We start from the raw sequence: 11,559 nt of genomic DNA, 5'->3' as shown, positions 1-11,559 counted from the left end.
GTGCAGAATAGCAATATATTTGCTCACCATCTTCATCAATTGTTAACGTAACACTGTATCTAATGTCCTTAACTTGTATATCATCTAATTCTGCTAAGAAGGCGTTTATTTCTTCCTCTAAATCCTTTTCGTGTTCTTCATCAAATACTGCTACTTGTAACATTTAGTATTCACCTCTTTTTGACTAGTTTATTATTGAGGTGTACTACATATGCCAAGCATGCTTTCTTAGTATTTAAAAAACAAAAAAAGAGGATGACTCAAAAAGGTCTGCCCCCTCCAACAAACAGCAGTATATAGTAAACTAACCTCGTCTTTAGTCTATATATTGTGTCTGAGGGGGCTGAACCTTTAATTTTAAGCCACCCTTTTTAAAATAAATTAAAATCCTTGTTTATATCTCGCTTTTCGGTTTCGTTTCCCCTGTGTATGAAAGCATTCCACCTGTCATATTTACAACGTTAAAACCTTTGTCATGCAAATATGCACATACGTTTGCACTTCTACCACCTGAACGGCAAATAAAAATCGTTTCTTTGTCCTTATCTAGTTCATCTAGTTTATCTGGAATATCGTTCATTCGAATATGCTTCGCCTGTGGAATCATTCCTGCTTCTACTTCATCGTCTTCACGAACATCTATTAATTCTAGCTTTTCTCCATTTTCTAATTTCTCTTGAACTTCTTCTGGTGATATTTCCTTTATTTCAAACATCATAGACATCCTCTCATTTTAAAAATCAACTTATATTTGCATTATAACAAACTCACATAACTAGATGCCAATCATGGGGCAATCTGTCTGTTACAAAAAAATCGCCTCAGTATAGGCCGAGGCGATTTTCAAATTTCCTTAATTAGCTACAATATTAACAAGCTTTCCAGGGACAGCAATAACCTTACGAATGGTTTTACCTTCGATTTGTTCCTTAACGCGCTCATCCTCAAGGGCAACATTTTCTAATTGCTCTTTCGTAATATCCTTTGCAACATTAAGCTTTGCACGGACTTTTCCATTAACTTGAACAACGATTTCCACTTCATTTTCGACAAGCTTTGTTTCGTCATAAGTTGGCCATGCTTCGTATGAAATTGTTGTTTCGTGACCAAGCTTATTCCATAATTCCTCGGACAAATGAGGTGCAATCGGTGATAATAATTTTACAAAGCCTTCAACAAATTCCTTCGGTAAAACCGTTGCTTTATATGCTTCATTTATAAACACCATCAGTTGTGAAATAGCTGTATTAAAACGTAAGCCTTCATAATCTTCCGTTACCTTTTTAACTGTTTGATGGTAAACACGTTCTAATTGATCACTTTTTTGTTCAACTACTTTTGGACTTAATTCACCATTATCCTCAATAAATAAACGCCAAATTCGATCTAAAAAGCGTCTTGCTCCATCAAGTCCAGTTGTAGACCAAGCGATAGAAGCATCTAATGGGCCCATAAACATTTCATAAAGTCGAAGTGTATCAGCACCATGTGATTCAACAATTTCGTCAGGGTTAACAACGTTTCCTTTTGATTTACTCATTTTTTCATTATTTTCTCCAAGAATCATTCCTTGGTTAAATAATTTTTGGAATGGTTCTTTCGTTGGTACTACGCCAATATCATATAAAAACTTATGCCAGAAACGTGCATAAAGCAGGTGAAGAACAGCATGCTCTGCTCCACCAATATAAATATCAACAGGTAACCATTGCTTTAATTTCTCATCATCCGCTAATGCTTCACTGTTTTTCGGGTCAATATAACGTAAGTAATACCAGCAGCTACCTGCCCATTGCGGCATTGTATTTGTCTCGCGGCGACCTTTTTTCCCTGTTTCAGGGTCAACGACATTAACAAAGTCGTCAATAATCGCAAGTGGTGATTCACCTGTACCTGATGGTTTAATTTCCTTTGTCTTCGGCAATACAAGCGGAAGCTCCTCTTCAGGAACGGCTGACATAGTACCATCTTCCCAATGAATAATTGGGATTGGTTCACCCCAATAGCGTTGACGGCTGAACAACCAATCGCGGAGACGATAAGTTACTTTCTTTTCACCCTTTTTATTTTCCTCAAGCCATGCAATCATTTTTTCAATAGCTTCCTGCTTGCCTAGCCCATTTAAGAAATCAGAGTTTACATGCTCACCATCACCAGTGTAAGCTTCTTTTGAAATGTCTCCGCCACTAACTACTTCTTTAATTGGTAGATTAAATTTTTGCGCAAATTCAAAGTCACGTTCATCGTGAGCAGGAACGGCCATAATTGCCCCTGTTCCATATGTTGCTAGAACATAATCTGCAATCCAAATTGGCATTTTTTCACCATTAACTGGATTTATTGCATATGCTCCAGTAAATACACCTGTTTTTTCTTTTGAAAGCTCAGTACGCTCTAAGTCACTTTTATGTTTAATTTGATCAATATACGCATCAACAGCTGTTTTTTGCTCTGCTGTTGTAATTTTCTCTACATATGCATGCTCAGGAGCTAATACAGCGTATGTTGCACCGAATAAAGTATCAGGACGTGTAGTAAAAACTGTAAAAGTCTCCTCGTGACCATCGATTTGGAAGTGGACATGCGCTCCTTCAGAACGACCAATCCAGTTGCGTTGCATATCTTTAATGCTTTCTGGCCAATCAACTTCTTCTAAATCCTCAAGCAGTCTGTCTGCATAGGCTGTAATTTTTAACATCCATTGCTTCATCGGACGTCGTTCTACAGGATGACCACCACGTTCGCTTTTTCCATCGATAACTTCTTCATTTGCTAATACTGTACCTAGTGCAGGGCACCAGTTTACAGGGACTTCATCTACATATGCCAAGCCTTTTTTATATAATTGAAGGAAAATCCATTGTGTCCATTTGTAATATTCAGGATCTGTCGTATTTACTTCACGATCCCAGTCATAGGAAAATCCTAATGATTGGATTTGTCTTCTAAAGTTATCAATATTATGTTTTGTAAATTCTGCAGGGTCATTCCCTGTATCAAGTGCATATTGCTCAGCAGGTAAACCGAAAGCATCCCAACCCATTGGGTGAAGTACATTATAGCCCTGCATCCGCTTCATTCTTGAAAGGATGTCAGTTGCAGTGTAGCCTTCAGGATGGCCAACATGTAATCCTGCACCTGATGGATATGGAAACATATCTAGCGCATAAAATTTCGGCTTATCTGTATCCTCAGTAGTTTTAAATGTTTTATTTTGTAACCAATAATTTTGCCATTTCTTTTCAATCTGTTGATGATCGAAGCTCATATTGCATCCTCCTTCTCTAAACTTCCAATATGTATCGTGATTTTATAGTATTAACCGTTTGAACGGATCAAAGTATGGACCAAATGACTGTACTTATTCATAGATGAATGAAAAAAATGAAAAACCCCCCATCCCAAACAGGGACGAGAGGTTTAGTTCCCGTGGTACCACCCAACTTTGGCATAGACTGTATGCCCACTTTGACATCCGTAACGTGGATTAACGACAAATATTACAGGACCCTAATTTGGCTTTCACATTTGTAACTCAAAGGCGAGTTCAATAGCAACAATCGATTGACTCACACCAGCCGTCAACTCTCTGAACGATCAAATGCTACCTACTATTCCTTCTCTCCGTTCATCTCGTATACATTTATTAAACCTTATTTTATATAAATTTGTCATGATATGCAAGTATGTAAAATGGGGGACAGTCCCCATTTCGTTGAACTGAGTCGATTATTATCGATAAACCACTTATTGGGGGACTGTCCCCCAATCACTAATCTCTACCAAAGTTCATCGCTCAAACCCTTGAACAGGCAGGTTTAAGTGATGATTGGGGACTGTCCCCAATCATCATTGCTTTCACCTAATAATTATTGAAGAGCCTCTTTTTGGGGACTGTCCCCAGTAACGAGCTTTTTGTCATAAATATAGGTTGTGAAGATTCCGATGAATAGTAGGCTGATGATGATGAGGAAGAGAAGGTTCATGTTGTAATGGTCTACGATGAGTCCGCCTAGTAGCGGGCCGATCATTCTTCCACCAGTAGCTGTACTGTTAACGAAGCCTTGGTAAAATCCTTGTCTTCCCTTTGAGGCAAGGCTATCAGCAATCGTTGGGACGGCTGGCCATATTAACATTTCTCCAAAGGTTAAGATCACCATCGCAACGAGAAAACCAGTAAATTGCTCAGCATTCGCTGCAACTATATAAGAAATAATAAAAACAACAAACCCTACAATCATTTGTTTCTTTAACGTTTTAGCAAAATATTTAACAAATAATGATATTAATGGCTGTGCACATACAATTAAAACACCGTTGACTGTCCATAATAAGCTATATTGACTTAACGAAATATCTAAACTTTGAGTATGTGAAGAAATCGTTGTTGACCATTGTACATATCCAACCCAGCATAATAAGTAACCAATACATAGAATAACAAGCGCTTGAAATCTCGGTCCATTATTCCCTTTTCGATTTTCCTCAAGGATTGATGTCTGACTTACATTTGTATCATCTATATTTCGGTAACCAAAAATAGCAATAAAGAAAAAGATTGCATATAACGCCGCATTTGCTATGAAAATATATGTGAATGAGAATGAAGCAACAATTCCACCAAGTGAGGCACCTGCTGCAACACCAATATTTTGTGCTACATAAATCGCGTTAAACGGTTTTCTTCCACCTTCTGGCCATACGGTTCCTGCTAACGCATATGTCGCCGGAAAAACAATCCCTGAACCAAAGCCGATCAAAATAAGTAAATAAACATAGATTGGCCAACCATGGAAGAACATAAGTAATGTGACAGAAACTAATGTAATGATTATTCCAATAAGAATTGTTTTATAACCACCTATCTTATCGAATAAAACACCACCAACTAAATTTCCTATTACTGTTGCCGCTGCATTTAGCATTAAAACAACTCCTGCAACAGTTAACGTTTTCCCTAAGTGGTCGTGAATATAAATGGTATTTAAAGGCCATAAAAAAGACGAACCCATTACATTTATTAGCATTCCAATTACAAGTAACCAAAGAGATCGTGGCATCTTCATCCTCCTAACAAATAAATTTACAGCTATAAAACTAGTTTTCTACGAATTTTATAGCTTTCATTGAACAAAAAAAGGCATGCTATTTTCAAATAAAAATAGACACAATTACCTCGTGTTTCCTTCTGTTCCTCAGAGAATTTTAGCCCCTTTTCACCCTATTTGCAATGAATATTACACCTATTAAGGAATGTTGTAATAATGGGAATTTACCGACTTTTCTGCCTGCTTTTACCCGTTAATCTACAAGAACATACATTAAGATATGGTCGACAAATTTACTGTCAGATAAGATTCCTTGATATGCCTTCCCTATTTAATAAACCCACATTTTTTTTGTAAAACTGGTATGCACTTTTATTTGTTGCTAGCACACGTAACCATGCAGGAGTCTTATGTATCCGTTCCAACATAGCTTATATTAAAATTAGAAAAGAAATAGCCCCGATTCACAAATTTCCGCTAATAAACAGCTCTTACCTTTATATATAAGGAAAAGAGTGTAAAAAAGCTGTAGCTGGGAATCATAATCTTGAGCATTCAATCGGTGCTCATAAGGTACCTTCCTATATTCAATAAAAGGGGTGTTGTACAATGGCTAGAAATAAACTATTAGTGCCAGGTGCAGAAAATGCTCTCGCTTCCTTAAAAGAGGAAATTGCAAACGAATTAGGAGTTGAACTAGGTGCCGATACGACCGCTCGTGCAAATGGTTCTGTTGGTGGAGAAATGACAAAGCGCTTGATCGCTTTAGGTGAACGCCAGCTACAGAATCAAAAGCAATAGTTTGATGATTAACAAGGAACCTCATGTTGTAGGGTTCCTTGCTATTATAGCCATCTAATTACAGTTCTTTGTTCGATTATGTATAACTACTTAGAAAAGGGCCAAATCAAATGATCTAGCCCTACCTTAAATTTACTTCGTTTCATCTCGCTGTTTCGATTTTATCGGCTGACCCTTCTTTGCATTATTGCTTTTAATAAGCTTAACAGGATCGTAATCTTTGCCTAATTCTAAATCATTGCTATTTACACCGTTTTTTGTTTTCTGCTCAGGATTATTTTGCTTAGACCGCTTCTTCACTGTCATCCCCCTAATATCTTCTTAAAATCATTTCATTCTGCACTTGCTGCAATTGTAGTCTCATCCGGTAAATGCGATCTTGCTGCTCATCATTAGCACTTAAAGCTAAATGATTGATGTCATTCACAGCATTTTCAAGCCCTTGTAGAGCTTGAGTATATTCAGTTTCATTATAATGTTCCTGTTCTGCACCGATTTTTTGTTGCTCACGTGCATATTCGAGTGCTTGATTACAGCGTTGCATATATTCGTCAACAGATTGTCTTGTTGCCATCTAAGTCTCTCCTCCAAACGGTATGAAGTCATTATAAGCTTCATCAGTTACTATTGTTTGCATGTTTGTTAAAAAACTTGAGTTAAAATAATTGGTAAGTTACGTTGAACACTGTCCATTAAGCACATATCATGATAAAATTTTTTGACAGGAGACATTTGTTCGCATAACGAGCATTCGGAGAAAAGAGAGGTAGCTTTCATATGAAACAGACAAATCCATTTAGATTTGCATCTGACAACAAACGGTACCATACATGGAATTATCATTTACGACAAACATTTGGCCATAAAGTGTTTAAGGTTGCTTTAGACGGAGGATTTGACTGCCCGAACCGTGATGGTACTGTAGCACATGGAGGATGCACATTTTGCAGTGTAGCCGGTTCAGGGGATTTTGCGGGTAATCGAGCAGATGACCTTGTAACACAATTTCATAGCATTAAAGCTAAAATGCACGAAAAATGGAAAGATGGGAAATACATGGCATATTTCCAAGCGTACACAAATACTCATGCTCCAGTTGAAGTATTAAAAGAAAAATTTGAATCCGTTTTAAACATAGAAGGTGTTGTCGGGTTATCAATTGCAACAAGACCTGATTGCTTACCTGATGATGTTGTAGAATATTTGGCTGAACTTAACGAACGCACATATTTATGGGTTGAGCTCGGTTTACAAACAGTCCATGAGCGAACTGCATTATTAATCAATCGGGCACATGATTTCAATTGTTATGTTGAAGGAGTCAACAAACTTCGTAAACATGGAATTAATGTTTGTTCCCATATTATAAATGGATTGCCTTTAGAAAATGAAAAGATGATGCTGGTGACCGCGAAAGCAGTTGCTAACTTAGATGTTCAAGGGATAAAAATTCATCTCCTTCATTTATTAAAAGGTACACCAATGGTAAAACAATATGAAAAAGGTCAATTACAATTTTTGTCACAAGATGATTACGTGAATCTCGTTTGTGATCAACTCGAGATACTTCCACCAGAAATGATTGTCCACCGTATTACTGGTGACGGTCCAATTGATTTAATGATCGGTCCTATGTGGAGTGTAAATAAGTGGAACGTGCTAAATTCAATCGACGCTGAGCTAATAAAAAGAAATAGCTATCAAGGAAGGTTTTACCAGCAAGAAGGAGTTATTAAAAGATGAAATTACAACGGATTTTACCATTTGCTAAACAGTTACTCGAAGCCTCAGTTAACGAAGGTGATTATGTAATCGATGCAACGATTGGAAATGGTCATGATACTGTTTTTTTAGCTAAATTAATCGGTAAATCAGGACATGTCTATGGATATGATATTCAAGAAGAAGCGATTGCTAACACAAAAGAACGGTTAAAAGTAGAATGCCTCGAAGACCGTGTAACACTTTTTCATCAAGGTCATCAGCATATTTTTCAAACAGTGCCTAAGGAAAAACATGGTGAGATTGCAGGAGCAATTTTTAATCTTGGTTATCTACCTGGAGGAGATAAAGCAGTCGTTACCATTGCGGAAACAACGATTGAGGCAATTGAACAACTATTAGCTATTTTAAAGCCAGAAGGACTCATTGTACTTGTCATTTATCATGGTCATAAAGAAGGTCAAATAGAGCGTGATAAAGTAATGAACTATGTTCAAACAATTGATCCGAGTATTGCACATGTCTTGAAGTATCAGTTTATTAACAAAAACAATCATCCACCATTTATTATTGCAATTGAAAAATGTTAAACGGTTGTGATGTCATAGGAGAATAAATTCCTTTGAAGCCTAGTTCTATCAAAGCAGTGCGAAGGAAATAATTTAACTTACGTTTTTTTCTTAAAAGCAAACAAAGTCAAGAAGAATTTAATCTATTTGCTCTTTATTATTGTAGATTTTTATCTTTATGAGATGCCTAAAGCAGTGTGGTCGAAACACACTGCTTTTTTATGAACTTCTTTTCCATGGAAGCTTTTGGATTGTCCTATACGCTCTTCCATTGAAATAAAAAAAGAACGACGTTAACCCACCTAATTTGATTAGTCTTTTGGCTAATTTATGCAGCTCCTTATGTTCCGCTACCTTATCATCTGATAAATAGACTCCTAATAATCCTCGGTTAATTAAACGATGAAAATTCTCATGCGGAATCCCTGTAAGATGCTCGTCTGCCTTTTCCACAAAATACTCAAGTCTTTCCATCATATCTGTTTCTGAAGCATAATAACTACAAAAATTCAAATCCCCGCCAAGCTTATCTTCTTCCTGATCTATTAAGTAATCAAGCAAAATGTGAAGACCTTGTACATATGGAAAATAGCTTTCTTTGATTTGTAACGCATGTTTCTCATCAAACCCATCCTGAAAGGCATATGCAACTAAACAAAAAATGCCAAGCGTAGAGCCTGTACAAGCTGAGAACTCATACCATTCCATTTCAGGCACATTTGTTTTATGAGCTTCAAACCAATTCTCTAAACGAGGAACACGTTCTTCCTTACGTACATGTTTATGTACTTGCAAATCACAATAATAGCTAGACAATTCAAGCAAATACTTTGCGATAATTGGATAATGCTTAATATCTGCTAATACATTTTGACAGGTTTGCACAAGCTTATGTAAATACCCACCATCATCCTTGTCATCTCTATAACGATAATAATCTTTACACGGTGCACCACAAGTTAAGGCATCTAACATTGATTGATGCAGCATTCGAAAATCTTCAGGATCTAATGAAGTACTTCTATCACATAAATTATCTAAATAATCGCTAATTGTTTGATAGGCGACGATAAATTCTATACATTGTTGCTTATATTCTCCTGAAATCATCGCAAGAATGCCGCCGCCTTCACAGTGAAATTCCTTTTTATCAATACTGCTCAATGCCTGATTTCTTAATTCCTCATTCGGGATTTTTTCCGCCTGCTCTCGCCAATATCGAATATAAAAATGCACAATTGGGAAAATTTCTTTATATACTTTCGTCATTAATCTTAAAGGATGCTCTGGTACTGTCAAAGGGGGTGTCACCTCTTACTTTCATTATTCACGCTCAAACGATATTAAAAATACTATTGGTACGTTTTCGTTTATAAATCTCACCATTAAGTTTACCACTTTTTTACTTACAATGGGCATCGAAAAATTGCCTTGCTCTTTCAAAAACAGCTTCACGCTCAGGTTCACTGAAAATTTCATGGTAAAAACCTTTCCATTCTTTATACGATTTTTCAAGAATGTTTACCTTATTAAACCAATCCTTTACAGCTGCTTTATCAACAATTTTGTCTTCTCCACCTTGCATAATAAAAAGGGGGATATCTTGAAATTTATCGATTTGTTTATGAGCTTCTTCCACTGCTTTAACTAGTTCACGATACCATCTAATTGACACTTTTGTCACATATAATGAATCATTCTCATCTATTTCCTGGACAGCTTTATTTCTTGTTGCCAAGTCAATACTTAAATGGGATTCAACCTTAAAAGAAGGTGCAACGAAATTTAGTCCCTTTGAAGCGAGATCGATAACCTTGTTCGGCCTGTACAAGACTCCTAAACACGGGGATGATAACAGGACAGCTTGAGCATTAAGGCTTTTCTCTTGAAGAGCTCGAACTAAAATAAGTCCACCCATGCTATGTCCTAATAAAAATAATGGTAATCCAAATTGAGTCGCTTCCTTCACCCATTCATTTACTTCTAGTATATATTCGTCAAATGATTGAATATGTCCTCTTCTTCGCGTCGTCGTACCTTGTCCAGGTAAATCACCCATAACAACATGGTAGCCAGACAATTTCCACATTTCAGCTAGCCATTTATAACGTCCATGATGTTCAGCAGCACCATGAACAATGATCACAACACCCTTTGGCTGTTCCACCTCTGTTTTCCATTTCCACATGAAAGAATGCCTCCCTTTAATCATTACGAGCAAAAGTAAATCTCCTTATGGATAAATGGACATGTCCTTAAAAATCTAGGTGCTCTTTGCTAAATGTACACTTTGGAAGAGTTAAAATCGTAACTCCTTTTTACCTTTGTTATAATATATGGTAGAAAACAATGCTTTATCCACTAATAAAAAGGCTATAATATCTCTTCTTAAAGAAAGGATGATACTTTTGATATACCCCTATAAAGGAAAAGCACCTAAAATAGATGATTCAGTCTTTATAGCTGATTTTGTAACGATAACAGGTGATGTGACAATCGGCGAGCATTCAAGCATTTGGTTTCAATCAGTTATCCGTGGGGATGTTTCTCCAACTATTATCGGCAAACGAGTGAACATTCAAGACCAATGCTGTCTCCATCAAAGCCCTAATCGTCCGCTTATAATAGAGGATGATGTAACAATTGGACATCAGGTCATTTTACATAGTTCAATCATTCGAAAAAATGCGTTAATTGGGATGGGATCAATTATTTTAGATGGTGCAGAAATAGGTGAAGGGGCATTTATTGGAGCTGGTAGCCTTGTCCCACAAGGAAAAAAAATCCCTCCTTATTCCCTTGCCTTCGGTAGACCAGCAAAGGTGATCAGAGTCTTAACGAATGAAGATGAAAAAGATATGGAACGAATACGAAACGAATACGTTGAAAAAGGGCAATATTATAAGTCTCTGCAAAATATCGAATAAATTGAACAAAAGCGCAAGCTTATTTAAAGGGGATAGGCTGCTAAGTATTTAAGATAGATTTCATGCCTTCCAGAAGCAAGACTGAAAAATTCAGCATTGCCCTACAAGCTCCAATAATAGCCTGTAAGTTTTCTACACTCTTACATTTTCTATGACCATTTTGTTTTTTTAAGTTGATTGAGCTAATTATGAAGACTATCCCCAAGAAGATTCACAGCCATCCATCAGCAAAGCACCATCTTTAGAGTAAATCAACGCTTTTTTCGCAAAAAATGCCAAAGTAAAAAAACTGGAACAAAGACATCCCTTCTACCATATTTTCATTAGTAGGGATGTTTTCCGTTGTACTTACCACTTATATAGTACCATTCAAGAATGATTTAACCACTCCTTACTCCAAATTGTTTTGAAATTGTCAAAATTCAAAACCTATGATTTCAATCCACTTATTTTTTCTAAAGGTTGACTATAGAAATAAACTACTTCAATCAT

The 11,559-nt window shown here is 36.6% G+C and carries 12 protein-coding genes and 1 other annotated feature; of the genes, 4 read left to right on the top strand and 8 right to left on the bottom strand.

What is annotated here, in order from left to right:
* From HU235_RS15325 to HU235_RS15310, 4 genes are all read right to left on the bottom strand, one after another.
* Nucleotides 1–163 (bottom strand): sporulation protein Cse60 (locus HU235_RS15325; RefSeq protein WP_174880758.1); only part of this gene is annotated, 163 nt, incomplete at its 3' end.
* Nucleotides 164–394: 231 nt separating this feature from the next.
* Complete coding sequence (locus HU235_RS15320; protein WP_095301691.1) at nucleotides 395–715, bottom strand: rhodanese-like domain-containing protein; 321 nt, start codon at nucleotides 713–715, stop codon at nucleotides 395–397.
* A gap of 138 nt (nucleotides 716–853) precedes the next feature.
* Complete coding sequence (leuS, locus tag HU235_RS15315) at nucleotides 854–3,268, bottom strand: leucine--tRNA ligase (protein ID WP_095301692.1); 2,415 nt, start codon at nucleotides 3,266–3,268, stop codon at nucleotides 854–856.
* A gap of 136 nt (nucleotides 3,269–3,404) precedes the next feature.
* Nucleotides 3,405–3,634 (bottom strand) — a binding site (T-box leader).
* A 235-nt stretch (nucleotides 3,635–3,869) separates the two neighbouring features.
* Nucleotides 3,870–5,060 (bottom strand): MDR family MFS transporter, encoded by a 1,191-nt coding sequence (locus HU235_RS15310; protein ID WP_174880757.1) that lies wholly within the window; start codon nucleotides 5,058–5,060, stop codon nucleotides 3,870–3,872.
* Nucleotides 5,061–5,657: 597 nt separating this feature from the next.
* Here HU235_RS15310 and HU235_RS15305 point away from each other — a divergent pair.
* On the top strand, nucleotides 5,658–5,849 hold the full coding sequence (locus HU235_RS15305) for an alpha/beta-type small acid-soluble spore protein (RefSeq protein WP_095301694.1): 192 nt from the start codon (nucleotides 5,658–5,660) through the stop codon (nucleotides 5,847–5,849).
* 132 nt (nucleotides 5,850–5,981) lie between these two features.
* Here the strand turns inward: HU235_RS15305 and HU235_RS15300 are convergent, their stop codons facing one another.
* Together HU235_RS15300 and HU235_RS15295 are read right to left on the bottom strand one after the other, a co-directional pair.
* Entirely contained in the window at nucleotides 5,982–6,149 is a 168-nt protein-coding gene (locus HU235_RS15300) for a glycogen biosynthesis protein GlgD (RefSeq protein ID WP_174880756.1), read from the bottom strand.
* Nucleotides 6,150–6,159: 10 nt separating this feature from the next.
* A complete protein-coding gene (locus tag HU235_RS15295) occupies nucleotides 6,160–6,423 on the bottom strand; it encodes a YtzC family protein (protein WP_095301696.1) in 264 nt (87 codons plus the stop codon).
* A 203-nt stretch (nucleotides 6,424–6,626) separates the two neighbouring features.
* Between HU235_RS15295 and HU235_RS15290 the strand changes: the two genes are divergently transcribed.
* A complete protein-coding gene (locus tag HU235_RS15290) occupies nucleotides 6,627–7,592 on the top strand; it encodes a TIGR01212 family radical SAM protein (protein ID WP_174880755.1) in 966 nt (321 codons plus the stop codon).
* The gene (locus HU235_RS15285; protein ID WP_174880754.1) at nucleotides 7,589–8,161 is read left to right on the top strand and encodes a class I SAM-dependent methyltransferase; all 573 of its coding nucleotides are present in this window, start codon (nucleotides 7,589–7,591) and stop codon (nucleotides 8,159–8,161) included. Before HU235_RS15290 ends, HU235_RS15285 begins: the two co-directional genes overlap by 4 nt.
* A 198-nt stretch (nucleotides 8,162–8,359) precedes the next feature.
* On the opposite strand, the gene HU235_RS15280 is transcribed toward HU235_RS15285, so the two are convergent.
* Together HU235_RS15280 and HU235_RS15275 are read right to left on the bottom strand one after the other, a co-directional pair.
* Nucleotides 8,360–9,439 (bottom strand): tetraprenyl-beta-curcumene synthase family protein, encoded by a 1,080-nt coding sequence (locus HU235_RS15280; protein WP_095301699.1) that lies wholly within the window; start codon nucleotides 9,437–9,439, stop codon nucleotides 8,360–8,362.
* Nucleotides 9,440–9,542: 103 nt separating this feature from the next.
* On the bottom strand, nucleotides 9,543–10,328 hold the full coding sequence (locus HU235_RS15275) for an alpha/beta hydrolase (protein ID WP_174880753.1): 786 nt from the start codon (nucleotides 10,326–10,328) through the stop codon (nucleotides 9,543–9,545).
* Nucleotides 10,329–10,548: 220 nt separating this feature from the next.
* On the opposite strand from HU235_RS15275, the gene HU235_RS15270 reads away from it, so the two are divergent.
* Complete coding sequence (locus tag HU235_RS15270; protein ID WP_174880752.1) at nucleotides 10,549–11,067, top strand: gamma carbonic anhydrase; 519 nt, start codon at nucleotides 10,549–10,551, stop codon at nucleotides 11,065–11,067.
* The last annotated feature ends 492 nt before the right edge of the window (nucleotides 11,068–11,559 follow it).

It is taken from the genome of Metabacillus niabensis, from assembly GCF_902829255.1.
Lineage (GTDB): Bacteria > Bacillota > Bacilli > Bacillales > Bacillaceae > Metabacillus > Metabacillus niabensis.
Note: the sequence above shows the minus strand (reverse complement) of the source record. Positions and strands in the feature narration are given on the sequence as shown.